This window comes from Kribbella sp. NPDC051936, from assembly GCF_040680955.1.
Lineage (GTDB): Bacteria > Actinomycetota > Actinomycetes > Propionibacteriales > Kribbellaceae > Kribbella.
The window spans coordinates 334,398-348,579 of the sequence record NZ_JBFAXS010000002.1 but is presented as its reverse complement, the minus strand read 5'-3'; the positions used below and the strand labels follow the sequence as shown (position 1 = coordinate 348,579).

Below are 14,182 nucleotides of genomic sequence, written 5' to 3'. Positions count from 1 at the left end.
CTCGTCTAGCCTGGAAGGGTGCGTACCGGCAGGGGCGGTCGCAGTAAGGCTCGGTCGTTGATTCTGTTCATCGGCGTGAGCGTACTTTCAGGTGCGCTGGCGGCGGGGCTCGTGATCCCGTTCGCCGGCTTCGCCGGACGCGGCTCGGAGCAGGTCGCCGAGACCGTGCAGAGCCTGCCGCGCGAGTTCGAGAGCGACCCGCTGGCCGTCCGCAGCCGGATCCTGGCCGCGGACGGCACGCTGGTCGCCACGTTGTACGAGCAGAACCGGGTGCCGGTGCCGCTGAGCTCGGTGAGCCCGATCATGCGCAAGGCGATCGTGGCGATCGAGGACTCCCGCTTCTACGACCACGGCGCGCTCGACCTGAAGGGCACCGTGCGGGCGATGGTGCGCAACCAGACCGGCGGCGAGGTGCAGCAGGGCGGGTCGAGCATCACCCAGCAGTACGTGAAGATGAGCCTGGTCGAGAAGGCGAAGACGGCGGCCGAGCGGGCCAAGGCCACCGAGGTCTCGTACCAGCGCAAGCTCACCGAACTGCGGTACGCGATCGCGGTCGAGAGCGAGCTGTCCAAGGACGAGATCCTCGAGCGGTACCTGAACCTGGCGAACTTCGGCGACGGGACGTACGGCATCCAGACCGCGGCCCAGCACTACTTCCGGACCTCCGCCGCCGATCTCACGCTCCCGCAGGCCGCGATGCTGGCCGGGCTGGTGAAGAACCCGACCGGCTACGACCCGACCAACGACCTGGTCCGCGCCAAGGCCCGCCGGGACGTGGTGATCAAACGCATGCTTGAGCTCGGCGTCGTCACCGTGCACCAGGCGAACCAGGCGCTGAAGACGCCCGTGATCGACCTGGCGAAGGTCGAGCCGGTGCCGAACGGGTGCGCCAACTCGCGGTACCCGTTCTACTGCGACTACGTGGTCTCCAAGCTGCTCGCGAACCCGGCGCTCGGCGCGACCGTGAAGGACCGCGACCATTACCTGAAGACCGGCGGGCTGCTGATCCGGACCTCGATCGACCCGAGGATCCAGGCCGCGGCGCAGGCGTCGATCGAGGAGCACAGCAAGCGCACCGACTCCGCGATCGCCGCGATCACGATCGTCGAGCCCGGCACCGGCCTGGTGAAGGCGATGGTGCAGAGCCGCCCGTACGGCAACGGGAAGTTCCACACGAACTACAACTACAACGTCGAGAAGTCGTACGCCGGCGGGTACGGCGGGTTCCAGAACGGCTCGACGATGAAGGCGTTCACGATCGCCGCGGCGCTGTCCCAGGGCATCCCGATGGACTACCGGATCAACTCGCCGCAGCAGATCGATCTGAGCAACAAGAAGTTCCGGACCTGCCACGGCTGGACGCGCGACCCGACGTACCGGCCGAAGAACTCGACCCACAGCGGCAACCTGACCATGGTCGAGGCCGCGCGATTCTCGACCAACACCTACTTCCTGCAGCTGTCGCAGCGGACCGGGCTGTGCGCGGTCGCCACGGTCGCGGCCGAGCTCGGGATGTACAACGGCCAGACCGGCCAGCCGCTCGACCAGGTGATCTCGATGACGCTCGGTGTCGGGTACGTGACGCCGCTGATGCTGTCGAACGCGTACGCCACGTTCGCGGCGCGCGGGAAGTACTGCACGCCGATCGTCGTCACGTCGGTGCGGGACAAGTCCGGGCGCCCGGTCCCGGGCCCCGGGTACGACTGCAAGCAGGTCCTCCCGCGGGCAGTCGCGGACGGCGTGAACCGGGTGCTGAGCGCGGTGATGATGCCGGGCGGGACGGGCGGCCGACTGCGGTTCGGCACCCGTGACATGGCGGGCAAGACCGGAACGATCCAGGAGAACCTGGCCGTCTGGTACGCCGGGTACACCCCGAACCTGGCCGCGGCGGCGGTGGTCGCCGACGCCAACCTGCCGTACACCAACCTGATGTACCGGCACACGCTGAACGGCCAGGACATCGCCGACCCGACCGGCTCCGGCACCGCCGGCCCGCTCTGGAAGACCGCCATGCAGGGCGCCCTCCGCGGCCTGCCCGCCGAGCACTTCGTCGCGCCGCCGAAACGCCTGATCGGCGACCCGAACCCCCAGCCCGCCGACGCCGCGAAGCCGAAGCCGCCCGGCTAGAGCGGCCTGAGGTCCGTGCCCGGCACCCAGGTGATCCGCCCGTCCTTGTCGCGGAACCGGCCCAGCCAGACGCCGTTGTCGCGGATCCAGACGTCCAGCTCGCCGGTCGACCAGGTCGCCCGCTGCACCGGTTGCGCGGGGTCGACGTGCCGCACGGCGTCCGCCGCCCGAGGGCCGTGGGCGTCGTACTGCACGTCGAGATCGGCGGCGAGCTCCCGCGCCTTCGCCTCGTCGCCGATACCTGTTGCACGCCACCCGTTGACCGCACCGTCCCAGACGCCGAATCCAGTGGATCCGTCGTCGGACGGCCGAACCGTGAACCGACCAAGCATGTTTTCAGATTACCGCTTCGTCGAACACATGTTCTAGTCTTGATCGGGCGGGTGGCGTGTGAGATGGATCAGGTGCGGTAGCGGAAGATGATCCGGCCCCGGTTCAGGTCGTAGGGACTGAGCTCCACCAGGACGCGGTCCTCGGGGAGGATCTTGATGTAGTTCTTCCGGATCTTGCCGCTGATGTGCGCCAGGACCTTGTGCCCGTTGCCGAGCTCGACCCGGAAGGTGGCGTTGCGGAGGCACTCGACGACGATGCCCTCGACCTCGATACCGCCTGCTGCTCTGGGCATGGTCAGGCCTTCCCGGTGATCAGTTCGAGAGTGCGGCCGGTGCGTTCGGCGCCGATCCCTTCGAACAGTGCCGTCGCCGCGGTGTTGGTCTCGTCGACCTCCGCCGTGGCGGCCTCGACGCCGGCGCGGTGCAAGCCGTCGAGCACGTGGCCCAGCAATGCCCGGCCGATGCCTCGGCGCTGCTCGGCCGCCAGGACCGCGACCAGCCCGATCCGCGGGCGCCGCGTCCTCGTGGCCACCCGGACAAATCCGACGTACCGGCCGTCGCGGACGGCGACCGTGTACTTCGACGGGTCGATCGGTCGCGTCCCGCCCTGCCAGGGCAGCACCTCTGCGGGCATCGTGTGCCAGCCGACGGTGGACCCGACCTCGTCGCGGATCGCCTGGTCCAGCTCGCGCAGCGGCGCCTCGGCGACGTCGGTGACGATGTGCACTCCGGACGGCGCTGACGGCGCTGACGGCGCGCTCGGCCGGGTGGGTACGACGTACTCCGCCTCGCGGCGCCAGATCGTGAGCCCGGCGCGTTCCCAGTTGGCCGTGAGGTCACGGTCGGTTTCGTCGACGACCGTGTGGAGCGGGCCCGTGAGGTCGGCCAGCATCGCGGCGGCGAGCCGGTCGAAGACGGCGTCGCGCCAGGTGTCGATGCTGAGGAAGGTCCGGCCGTCGAGCCGCCGGGAGGCGTGACCGCGGCCGACGACGAGATCGTTCTCGATCGCGTGCCACTGGTTGTCCGCGACGCGTGAGATCGTCACCGCGCCGACGCCCGGACTGAAAGGCAAAGAGTTCATAGGTGTTTCCCTTCGGGAGCTTCTCGCGGCGCTCCCGACGACACCTACGTCAATCGCCCGCCCGTGACCACGAGAGGGGGAGCACCCACTGCGCTACAGCGTTCATCGGGGCCTCACCTCCTGGTGTGATGTCACGGACCACGGAACGGTACCAGCGCGGCCGTGGAGCCGGTCAATCGGTTTTCCGGCCGAACTGCTGGAGATGCCATTCGGCCACCGCGGGCAGCCAGTCCGCGCCGTAGGTGGCCGACGGGCCGATCCGCGGGTCGTCGGCAAGACGGCCGTCCTGCAAGGCCTGCACGTACGCCCGGTCCTGCGCGATCCGGACGCGGACCTGATCGGCTCCGGCGGCGGGGGAGCCGTGACCGGGGACGACGACCTCGACGGCGTCCGCGACGCCCTCGAGGAACTGCAGCCCGGTGAGGTAGTCCGCCAGCGGATCCGCGGCGGCCGGGTCGGGGAACGGCATCAGGATGTCGGACAGCATGTCGCCGGCGACCAGCACGCCGGGCTCCTCGATCAGCAGCGCCGCGTGGCCCTGGGCGTGCGCCGGATGCTCGACGATCCGGATCTCGGGTCCGTCCCACGGAAGCTTCGTGGCTCCGGCCGGCAGAGCGGTCACCCGGCCGAACAGGTCCAGCGGTATCTGGTCGGCGATCTCCGGCGGCAACCCCTCGGCGACGCGGTCCTTCCAGGCGGCGTCGGACAGGAGCTCGTGCAGGAAGGCCGCACCGCGGGCGGTGGCGTAGCGGGGCGCGTCGCCGAACTCGGGATGCCAGAGTGTGTGATCCCAGTCGGGATGCGTCGAGAAGCCGGCGACGACGGGTTGGCCCATCGCCCGAAGGTCGTCCGCGAGGCAGGCCATCTCCTCGCCCGTGATGCCCGGGTCGACGAGCAGCACACCCGCGTGGCCCTGCACGACGACGGTGTTGTTCTGGAGCAACTCGCTCCGGTGGACCAGCACACCCTCCGCAACCTGCCTCAACATGCCGACACCGTATCGCCTTGGTTGGATTGCTGGATGGCGATTCTTTTCGTTGATCTGGAAACCACCAGCGTCCGGGAACCGTGGCTCCCGGGCGGCCGGCAGATCTGGCAGCTGGCGGTGATCCGCCGTGAGGACGACGGGCGAGAGACGGCGTACAACCGGTTCGTCCGGCTGGACGAGCTGGACCTGTCGGCCGCGACCGAGCGGGCGCTGGAGATCAGCCGCTTCCATCGTCACCCGTCGCTGAACGGATCCGAACAGGATGTGTGCAGCGGCCGGGACGTCGCCCAGCTCATGGTCGAGCTGACCGCGGACGAGCCGCTGTGGGTCGGGGCCGCGCCGTGGATGGACGCCACCGACGTACTGCATCTGATGCACCTCAACGGCTTGGTCGCCGAGGATGCGGCGGACGTGCCGTGGGACTTTCGCCTCGTCTGCGTCATCAGCCAACTGCTTGGCCACACGAAGCACCCGCCGACCGCGGACGTCGGCGAGATGTCGGCGACCGTCGGCATCGACCAGTCGTCCTACGCGATCCACGACGCCCTGGCAGACACCTACTTCGTCCGAGACGTCTTCGACGCCCTGCACCGACCGGACTGAGCTCGCCTCCGCGGGCACGGCGGTCCGTGCCCTACTCGACGTACGCCGTGCGGTGTGGTCAGGTGAGGGCATGGAGCCTCGGGGAGGGACGACCAACCGGATCACGGTCCTCCACGACGCGTTCGGGAGCCGCCCCGGCCTGATCAAGGACTGGGGATTCGCTGCGCTCGTGGAGTTCGAGGGCCGGCGGATCCTCTTCGACACCGGGAACGACTCGCGGACGTTCGCCGCCAACACCGACGCCCTCGGTGTCGACCTGCGCACGATCGATCTCGTCGTGGTCTCGCACCGGCACGGCGACCACACCTCCGGGCTCGATCACCTGCTGCACGTCAACCCCGACGTGCCGGTCTACGCGCCGGCCGAGCTGTACGGCGTGTTCGGCTCGAGCCTTCCCGGCCACTTCTACCCGCGCCGCCCGTCGCTGCCGCGGTCCATGCAGTACTACGACGGCGAGCCGCCCGACGTCATCCGCCACGGCACGCCGTGGCCGGGCGCACGATTCACCTGGATCGAGGAGCCGACCCCGCTGGGAAGCGGCGCGTGGCTGATCCCCGTCGTCTCGGAGGTGGCGGGAACGCGTGAGCTGCGCGAGGTCTCCCTCGCGCTGCTGACGTCGCAGGGACTCGTGCTGGTGGTCGGGTGCTCGCACCCGGGCATCGAGCGGATCCTGGAGACCGCTGCCGCGATCGACGACCGTGTCCACTGCATCGCCGGTGGGCTCCACCTCGTCCTGGCCGAGGAGCCCGAGGTGCGTCGCGTCGCGCAGGCACTCCGCGACGAGTGGCAAGTGCGGACCGTCGCCCCGGGCCACTGCACGGGTGAACCCGGCTTCCTGGCACTGAGCGAGGCGTTCGGCGACCGCTACCTGTACGCCGGTCTGGGTGACTCGGTTCCCGTCCCGTGACGCGCGGCAGTCGAGGCGGATGATGTCCATGATTGGGACGGCTGATGCCTGAGCTTAAGGGAACCTATGTTCTAATATGGTTGCGTGGGTTACAACAATCCGCCGATCAAGTGGTCGGAGCTCGAGCGTAAGTTGTCGGATCGCTCGCGTCCGGGCAGCCATGGTGGGCGTCCGGTGACGGCGGACGGCGGGGACAGTCCTGCCTGGTCGCAGCATCGCGGGCCGTATGTGCCTGACGTGGTGCATCGCCCTGAGCACGCCGTGCCGTATGCCGAGCTCCACGTGCACTCGAACTTCTCCTTCCTGGACGGCGCCTCGCAGCCCGAGGACCTGGTCGAGGCTGCTGTTCGGCAGGGGCTGCACGCGCTGGCGCTGACCGATCACGACGGGTTCTACGGTGCGGCGCGGTTCGCCGAGGCCGCGGCGGCGTACTCGCTGCCGACCGTGTTCGGCGCCGAGTTGTCGCTGGATCTGACCGGCCCGCAGAACGGGGTGGCCGATCCGGAGGGCAGTCACCTGCTGGTGCTGGCCGAGGGGCAAGAGGGATACCACAGGCTGGCCGGTGAGATCACCGAGGCGCAGTTGGCCGGTGGGGAGAAGGGGAAGCCGGTCTACTCGTTGGAGCGACTGGCCGAGAAAGGCCGTCACCACTGGGTGATCCTGACCGGCTGCCGCAAGGGCCTGGTCCGGCAGGCGCTCGAGCTCGGCGGGCGCGCCGACGGCCCGGCCGCGGCCGGACGCGAGCTGGATCGGCTGACCGCGCTGTTCGGCAAGGACCGGGTGGTCGTCGAGCTGATCGACCACCACCTTCCCGCCGACACCACGCGGAACCGGGTGCTGGCCGGTCTGGCCGCCGACCGCGGTCTCCCGGTAGTTGCCACGAACAACGTTCACTACGCCACCCCGGCGCAGCACAAACTGGCGGCCGCACTGGCCGCCGTACGGGCCCGTCGCGACCTGGACGCGATGGACGGCTGGCTGCCGTCGAGCGGGATGGCGTTCGTGCGCTCCGGCGCCGAGATGACCGCCCGTTTCCGGCGGTACGACGGGGCGGTGGCGCGGTCGGTGACGCTGGCGGACCAGCTCGCGTTCGACCTCGCCCGGGCGAAGCCGAAGCTGCCGCTGCGCGACGTACCCGAGGGGGAGACGCCGATGTCGTGGTTGCGGGTGCTGACGTTCCGCGGGGCCGCGAAGCGGTACGGGACGCGCGAGCAGCGCCCGGACGCGTACGAGCGGCTGGAGCGGGAGCTCGACGTCATCGAGGAGAAGGGCTTCCCGGGGTACTTCCTGATCGTCGAGGACATCGTCCGGTTCGCCCACGACCACGGGATCCTCTGCCAGGGCAGGGGATCGGCGGCGAACTCGGCGGTCTGCTACGCGCTCGGGATCACCGCGGTGGACAGCATCCTCTACAACCTGCCGTTCGAGCGGTTCCTGGCCACCACCCGCGCCGAGGAGCCGGACATCGACGTCGACTTCGACTCCGGCCGCCGCGAGGAGGTGATCCAGCACGTCTACGCCAAGTACGGCCGGCACAACGCCGCCCAGGTGGCGAACGTGATCTCCTACCGCCCGAAGTCCGCCGTCCGGGACATGGCCAAGGCGCTCGGGTACTCCGTCGGTCAGCAGGACGCGTGGTCGAAACAGGTCGACGGCTGGAGCCCGGAGATCACCTCGACCGAGCACGACATCCCGCCGCAGGTGGTGGCGATGGCGACCGAGCTGCTGAAGTTCCCGCGGCACCTCGGGATCCACTCCGGCGGCATGGTGCTGACCGAGCGTCCGGTCGGCGAGGTGGTGCCGATCGAGCACGCCCGGATGGAGAACCGGACGGTCCTGCAGTGGGACAAGGACGACTGCGCGTGGATGGGGCTGGTGAAGTTCGACCTGCTCGGGCTCGGCATGCTGGCCGCGCTGCAGTACTGCCTGGACATGGTCCGCGAGCAGGTAGGGGAGTCGTGGGAGCTGCACACGATCCCACGGGAGGAAGCCGGGGTCTACGACCAGCTCTGCCGGGCGGACTCGGTGGGTGTGTTCCAGGTCGAGTCCCGCGCGCAGATGGCGACGCTGCCCCGGCTGAAGCCGCGGCGGTTCTACGACCTGGTCACCGAGATCGCGCTGATCCGGCCCGGCCCGATCCAGGGCGGCGCCGTACATCCGTACATCCGCCGCCGGACCGGCGAGGAGCCGATCACCTACCTGCACCCGAAGCTGCGGCCGGTGCTGGAGCGGACCATGGGCGTACCGCTGTTCCAGGAGCAGCTGATGCAGATGGCGATGGCGGTCGGCGAGATCGACGGCGACGAGGCCGACCTGCTGCGCCGCGCGATGGGGTCCAAACGCGGGATCGAGAAGATCTCGTCGCTGAAGGACAAGCTGTACGCCGGGATGGCGGGCAACGGGATCACCGGGGAGCTGGCCGACGAGATCTACGCCAAGATCGAGGCGTTCGCGAACTTCGGGTTCGCCGAGTCGCACTCGATCAGCTTCGCGCTGCTCGTCTACTCCAGCACCTGGCTGCGGCTGCACTACCCGGCCGCGTTCCTGGCCGCGCTGCTCCGGGCGCAGCCGATGGGCTTCTACTCACCGCAGTCCCTGGTCGCCGACGCCCGCCGGCACGGTGTCGAGGTCCGCCGCCCGCATCTGCACCTCTCGGGTGTCGACGCGGGGCTCGAGCTGCTGGTCGAGGGGCAGGAGCTGACCGGCCCGACCGGTCTCGACGCGTGCCTGGCGGATCCGCAGCCGGTGGTGGGCCCGTTCGACCCGAAGGCTCCGTTCGACACCACGGTGCATCGGCGGGACGGCGCGTTCGCGGTCCGGCTCGGGCTGTCCGAGGTACGTACGGTGGGGGAGAAGGGCGCGAAGCTGATCGTCGAGGAGCGGGAGCGGGGCGGGCCGTTCACGGAGATGGCCGATCTGGTCCGGCGGACCGGGATCACCGCGGCCCAGGTCGAGGCGCTGGCGACCGCGGGGGCGTTCGACTGCTTCGGGCTCGACCGGCGGCAGGCGTTGTGGGAAGCGGGTCGCGCCGCCGAGGAGCGCCCGGGTCAACTGGCCGGCATCACGGCGGCCGGTCCGCCGCCGACGCTGCCCGGGATGAGCGACATCGAAGCCGACATGGCCGACCTGTGGTCCACCTCGATCACCACCACGAGCCACCCGATGCAACGCGTCCGCGAACAACTCCGCGCCGACGGCATCCTGTCCGCGGCCGAGCTACGCAACGCCCCGAACGGCGCCCGCGTCCGGGTCGCCGGCGTCGTCACCCACCGCCAGCGCCCCGCCACCGCGTCCGGCGTCACGTTCATGAACCTCGAGGACGAGACCGGCATGGCCAACATCGTCATCACCGTCGGCTGCTGGCACCACCACGCCGCCGTGGCCCGCAACGCCGCCGCCCTCATCATCCGGGGCCGCGTGGAACGCGCCGGCGAAGTAACCAACCTCTCCGCCGAGCACCTCCAACACCTCCCCCTGGCCGCCCGCACCAAATCCCGCGACTTCAGATGACCGCGGTGTCCGACGTACCTCGAGCTCCTGGAAAGCCACACCCTCGACGGCAACACACCCAAGAACTCACCGACCGCCCCAGCCCGCCCCACCCAATACGCCGCCCACACGCCGAGTCGTGGCAATTGGTTCGTGGCGGGAACGCCGAGTCGTGGATCGTGGTCGCTTTCCACAGCCACATCCCACGACTCGACGAACAGGTGGTCAGCCGTATTCCACGACTCGAGGAACGGGGGTCCGGCGGGTCCAGAAGGGCGTGGTGTGGTGGGCGGCGGCGTTGTAGTAGCTGGCGCGGGTGGTCAGGTAGGTGGTGCATTCGGTGTTGCGGTTGGACTCGTACCGCGTGATCAGGTCCGCGGCGTCGGACGGGTGGCTGAGGAGTCGGGTGGTTGTTTCGGCGGCAGCTTCCGCGGTGCGGAGCGCGCGGGGCACACCGCTGCCGGAGATCGGGTCGACGGCCAGAGCGGCGTCGCCGACGGTCAGCCACGGCCGCAGGTCCCGCGACCGAATCAACCGCTGACTCGCCGCCGAGCACACCCGAGGTGAACTCGCGACTCCGGCCATTTTGTCGTGGAGACGGGAGGAGGTGGCGGAGGTTTGGTTGAGGTCGGTCGTCCAGGCCATAGCGGACGACATTTGGTGACGGCGGCAGAGGTCGGTGTCGGTGATCAGCATGGCGATCATCGCGTTGTGAGGGAGAGGCGCCGTATACCACCAGCCATGCGCAGCGGCTTCGATCAGTAGGTAGTGCTCGTTCGTCACGTCGACGCCCGACCAACGCGCGGTGATCCCGACCAGGCGGTCGAAGGGGATACGACGCGCGCCGAGGCAGCGCCCGACGGCTGCCGAGCGGCCCGTCGCGTCGATCAGCACGCGAGCGGTCAGCCGGCCGCCGTCGGAGCAGGTCAGCTGCCACATCCCGTCGTACGAGCACGAGCTCAAAGAGCAACCGAGGTACGTCGACGCCCCGGCGTCACCCGCCGCGTCGAAGAGCATTCGGTCGAAGGTACGCCGGTCGACATGCCAACCGCATTCGTACCCGCTCATCAGATGCGAGTGGTCGGCCGTCCCGGACCACACGCTCCGCGTGCCCCACGACGGAAGGTGGCCCGCGGCAACGAACCGGGACCACAGCCCGAGCGTGCGCAGCAGCGGCTGGATGCTCGGGGCCAGCGTCTCGCCGACGCGCGGGTGCTCGAAGCGGCTGCGTTCGAGCACCGCGACGGAGTGCCCGGCGAGCGCCAGCCGCAGGGCGGTCGCCGCGCCGGCGGGGCCACCGCCGGCGACAACGACGTCGTAGGTCGGGAACATGTCAGCAACCGCACTTGCGGATCGCGTCGAGGTCGAACCCGAGTCGCCGCAACCGCTCGATCAGCTTCTCGTCGAAGCCCTTGAGCACGCAGGACAGCAGCTCGCAGCAGCACGAATCGCCGCCACCCACCGGCGGCGGGTTGTCGCCGCCACGCCAGACGGCCGCGGTGAGCGCACGTTCCCGGGTGAACGGCCGCCCGATGCGAGTCCGGCCGCGAGCGCGCACGCGGATCCGGTACACGCCGGGAGCCGTCGTACGGAAGCTCGCCTCGAACTCCCCGGCCGCGAACGGATCGAGCACGACCGTCACGACGGACCCGTCCGGCCGCGCCACCTCCGCCCACACGTAGGGATCCCCGGAGACCGGTACGCCGGACTGGGTGAGGGAGGCGTTGACCGTCACCTCGGCGCCGGGCTCGAAGGATCGCTGGTCGGCCGTGGCGCGCAACGACACGTTCGAGTAGGAGTGCACGACCAGGCTGTACGGAAGACCGCGCCGCCCGGGCTGCTCGCCGACGGCAGGCTCCTGAGCCACCGCGAACGCGCGCTCGAACTCGAACGGACGCCGCGCGGGCGGAGCGGCGTGCACGGCCGGATGCGTGCGGCCGCGAAGGATCGACAGGTCGACGCCGTCGGAGTCATCCGGAGTCCTCCCGGTGTGTGGCCGGCCGACGGTCAGCAACGCGTGCCAGGTCCCTGCCTGGTCGAACCGGTTCGGCCGGAGCTGGACGGGCAGTGTGAGCCTGTAGTACGCGACGCCCTCCCCGGTCACGTACCGCATCGCCGGCTCGGACTGCGCCCGCCACGGTTCGATCAGCAGCCCGTTCGGCGTCTGGAGCCGGAAGTCGACGGCCTCCGGCCGCGGCGTCAGCAGGACGACGTCCACACCCGAGTCCCCGTCGGACAACTGGAACGGGATGCGGTGCACCGCGCCGACCGTCAGTTCCCCGTCCGGGTCGAGCACCACCTCGGCGTTGCTGATCCCGGCCAGCACCTGCAGGAAGTACTTCTGCAGCAGGAACCGGTTGTCGGTGGTGATCGCGCCGGTCACCAGCAGGTACCCGCCGTTGTTGCCGGAGATCGTCTGCAGCGCGGGAACGCTGATGTTCTGCGGCTGCCCGAGACCGACGGCGTACGTGCGCTCGTTGATCTGCGCGGCGACGTCGGAGATGAAGCGCGGGCTGTTCTCGATCCCGTCGGTGAGGACGACCAGCGACTTCACGTCGTACGGCGGCGCCGCGTCGAGCAGACCGCGGCCCTCGAAGATGCCGTCGCCGATCGACGTCGCGCCCTGCGGATCGAGGCCGGTGCCGTTGATCGTGTCGTGGGTCGCGCTGCGGTTCAGGTCGGACAGCCCGCCCGCGCCGAGTTCGAGGACGGGCTGCAGCGGCTGCGCGTCCTCGTTGTAGCGGACGATGCCGACGCCGTCGCCTTCGAGCATCAGGTCGACGAAGATGTTCGCGGCCTGCTGCAGCGCGACGTGCTTGCTCTGCCCGTCGCCGCGGTCCTCGCTCATGCTGCCGGAGCGATCCAGCACCAGGGCGGTCGCTGCTGTGGTCCGCGCGACGGTGTTTCCGGTGACGGTCACCTGCCAGGTCTGACCGGACGCGGCTTCCTGGACCGTGAGGACCTGCGGTGGGATCGACGACGGTGCCGCGCCGGTGCGGTACACGACCCACAGCCGAGCGGTCGCGACGCCGTTGGGTGCGGTCGGGCCGACGGTGACCGAGGTGGTCGCGGCGACCAGCTGCGGATGCGCCGGCGCACCTCCGGGCGCGTAGTCGAGCGTGACCGCGGACCCCGGCGACAGCACCTCGAACGTGATCGCCAGCGCGGCCTCGCGGACCATGCCCATCGGCCCCTGCGGTACGTCGACGAACCGCAGCTCGGGGGTGAGCAGCGTGATCGACGCCTCGTCGCAGTGCTCGACCTCGACGTGCTCGGACCCCTGCTCGACGACGAAGCCGAGCGTGTGCCACAGCGTCACCATGTCGTCCATGCTGGCGACGTCGCGGTCCCAGCGGGCGGGGCTGCCGGTGTCCTGGGCGATGACGTCGTTGGGCCGGGGGACCGGCCACCAGTTGTCACCGCAGGCCTTGAAGTCGGCCTGCCACGGCAGCGCCATCGCCTGGCTGATCGTGCCGGCGCCGACCGAGGACGCGAGCCGGAACGCCTCGGCGTACGACGTCTCGATGATCGGCCGGTCGCCGGCGGACAGCCCGCCGGCCTCGATCCCGGGGAAGAACGCGCCGCCGACACAGGCTTCGAGCGCCGCGCGATCCATCCCGTCCGGGGTCAGGTCGGTCTGCGGCTGCGGTACTCCGGTCCAGTCGGCGGCGTAGTTGCCGGCCTGCCAGCGCTGCATGTGCGCGTACTGCGTCGGCGTCAGCGCGGAATCGCCGCCGTTGAGCCGGGGCATGTCGCCGGGCGGCCGCAGCCGCGCGAAGATCGCGTCGACGAGCGGCTGCGCGGTGACCGGGTCCGGCCAGCTGTGCGCGCCGAAGATCCCTTCCACCCAGCGCATGTCGCGGGCGCGCTGCAGGATCGGGTAGACGTCCTCGGTGTACGACGTCGTGGTGGGCGCCGCCGCGAGCCCGAGGTCGATCATCCGCTGCAGGACCCGGTCGTACAGCGTCGTCACACTGTCCTGGTGCGGCGCGAACTTGGGCGGCGCGACGATCGCCCAGGCGCCTTCGACCGCCGGTGACGAGTTGTCCGCCCGCAGCGTGATCGTCGCCGTCACCGGTCCGTCCGACACGTCGTCGTACCAGCCGGCGTTGCCCCAGAAGCTGCCGATCACGTTGCCCGCCGGCGACGCGGAGGTCCCGTGCCCGCCGAGGACGAGCAGATGGTTGTCGTCGTCGCTGCGGATCTCGCCGAGCGGCACCGTCACCGCCGGCTGCCCGGAGAAGTCGATCGAGCCGGTGTCGAACAGCTCCCGCTGGTCCGGCCCGGTCAGCGTCCGCGGGCCCGGGTCGATGGTGAGCTGACCGGCCGGCTCGCTGTTGCCGCGGTTCGGGTGCGCGGCCTTGGCGTTCACCAGATGCACGGTCCAGGAGATCTCGGCGGTGGCGTCGGTGAGCTCCTCGACGCTGCCGTCGTCGTGGTGCGCGAAGATCCGGAACCGCGCCGCCTGCCGCTTGACCCGGCACTGCGCGTCCTTGAACCCACCCGCCGGCTCGGGCCGTTCGCGGAGTCGTTCCGGTCCGACGAAGAACTCGTCCGGACTGTTCCCGACCCGTGCGATACCGATCGCCGGATGGATCTTGTACGTCGTCGCCATGCCTGTCTCCCCCCAAGTTGGTCCGCCACTACCCGGACGG

The 14,182-nt window shown here is 70.1% G+C and carries 10 protein-coding genes; 4 read left to right on the top strand and 6 right to left on the bottom strand.

Annotation, left to right across the window (positions count from 1 at the left end; all coding sequences use genetic code 11):
- Positions 1-75: 75 nt before the first annotated feature.
- Positions 76-2,127 (top strand): transglycosylase domain-containing protein, encoded by a 2,052-nt coding sequence (locus AB0L64_RS07260; RefSeq protein ID WP_363708705.1) that lies wholly within the window; start codon positions 76-78, stop codon positions 2,125-2,127.
- On the opposite strand, the gene AB0L64_RS07255 is transcribed toward AB0L64_RS07260, so the two are convergent.
- From AB0L64_RS07255 to AB0L64_RS07240, 4 genes are all read right to left on the bottom strand, one after another.
- A complete protein-coding gene (locus AB0L64_RS07255; RefSeq protein ID WP_359923938.1) occupies positions 2,124-2,459 on the bottom strand; it encodes a hypothetical protein in 336 nt (111 codons plus the stop codon). The genes AB0L64_RS07260 and AB0L64_RS07255 overlap by 4 nt on opposite strands.
- A 68-nt stretch (positions 2,460-2,527) precedes the next feature.
- Positions 2,528-2,752 (bottom strand): translation initiation factor IF-1, encoded by a 225-nt coding sequence (infA, locus tag AB0L64_RS07250; RefSeq protein WP_363708703.1) that lies wholly within the window; start codon positions 2,750-2,752, stop codon positions 2,528-2,530.
- A gap of 2 nt (positions 2,753-2,754) precedes the next feature.
- Entirely contained in the window at positions 2,755-3,540 is a 786-nt protein-coding gene (locus tag AB0L64_RS07245; RefSeq protein WP_363708701.1) for a GNAT family N-acetyltransferase, read from the bottom strand.
- Between the two features lie 172 nt (positions 3,541-3,712).
- Positions 3,713-4,528 carry an MBL fold metallo-hydrolase gene (locus AB0L64_RS07240; protein WP_363708699.1) on the bottom strand — a complete coding sequence of 272 codons (816 nt, stop codon included), beginning with the start codon at positions 4,526-4,528 and terminating at the stop codon, positions 3,713-3,715.
- Between the two features lie 33 nt (positions 4,529-4,561).
- On the opposite strand from AB0L64_RS07240, the gene AB0L64_RS07235 reads away from it, so the two are divergent.
- The 3 genes from AB0L64_RS07235 to AB0L64_RS07225 all read left to right on the top strand — a co-directional run bounded on the left by AB0L64_RS07235 (position 4,562) and on the right by AB0L64_RS07225 (position 9,548).
- Entirely contained in the window at positions 4,562-5,131 is a 570-nt protein-coding gene (locus AB0L64_RS07235) for a hypothetical protein (RefSeq protein WP_363708697.1), read from the top strand.
- A 70-nt stretch (positions 5,132-5,201) separates the two neighbouring features.
- Positions 5,202-6,038: an MBL fold metallo-hydrolase gene (locus AB0L64_RS07230; protein ID WP_363708695.1), complete on the top strand. Its 837-nt coding sequence runs from the start codon at positions 5,202-5,204 to the stop codon at positions 6,036-6,038.
- Positions 6,039-6,122: 84 nt separating this feature from the next.
- Positions 6,123-9,548: an error-prone DNA polymerase gene (locus AB0L64_RS07225; protein ID WP_363708693.1), complete on the top strand. Its 3,426-nt coding sequence runs from the start codon at positions 6,123-6,125 to the stop codon at positions 9,546-9,548.
- Positions 9,549-9,752: 204 nt separating this feature from the next.
- On the opposite strand, the gene AB0L64_RS07220 is transcribed toward AB0L64_RS07225, so the two are convergent.
- Together AB0L64_RS07220 and AB0L64_RS07215 are read right to left on the bottom strand one after the other, a co-directional pair.
- A complete protein-coding gene (locus tag AB0L64_RS07220; RefSeq protein WP_363708691.1) occupies positions 9,753-10,859 on the bottom strand; it encodes an FAD-dependent oxidoreductase in 1,107 nt (368 codons plus the stop codon).
- Between the two features lies 1 nt (position 10,860).
- A complete protein-coding gene (locus AB0L64_RS07215; protein WP_363708689.1) occupies positions 10,861-14,142 on the bottom strand; it encodes a LodA/GoxA family CTQ-dependent oxidase in 3,282 nt (1,093 codons plus the stop codon).
- Positions 14,143-14,182 lie beyond the last annotated feature (40 nt).

What these genes read in the sequence shown, in the direction of transcription:
- AB0L64_RS07255 (WP_359923938.1), bottom strand. Translation starts at nt 2,459, where the DNA reads ATGCTTGGTCGGTTCACGGTTCGGCCGTCCGACGACGGATCCACTGGA.
- infA (WP_363708703.1), bottom strand. Translation starts at nt 2,752, where the DNA reads ATGCCCAGAGCAGCAGGCGGTATCGAGGTCGAGGGCATCGTCGTCGAG.
- AB0L64_RS07245 (WP_363708701.1), bottom strand. Translation starts at nt 3,540, where the DNA reads ATGAACTCTTTGCCTTTCAGTCCGGGCGTCGGCGCGGTGACGATCTCA.
- AB0L64_RS07240 (WP_363708699.1), bottom strand. Translation starts at nt 4,528, where the DNA reads ATGTTGAGGCAGGTTGCGGAGGGTGTGCTGGTCCACCGGAGCGAGTTG.
- AB0L64_RS07235 (WP_363708697.1), top strand. Translation starts at nt 4,562, where the DNA reads ATGGCGATTCTTTTCGTTGATCTGGAAACCACCAGCGTCCGGGAACCG.
- AB0L64_RS07230 (WP_363708695.1), top strand. Translation starts at nt 5,202, where the DNA reads ATGGAGCCTCGGGGAGGGACGACCAACCGGATCACGGTCCTCCACGAC.
- AB0L64_RS07220 (WP_363708691.1), bottom strand. Translation starts at nt 10,859, where the DNA reads ATGTTCCCGACCTACGACGTCGTTGTCGCCGGCGGTGGCCCCGCCGGC.
- AB0L64_RS07215 (WP_363708689.1), bottom strand. Translation starts at nt 14,142, where the DNA reads ATGGCGACGACGTACAAGATCCATCCGGCGATCGGTATCGCACGGGTC.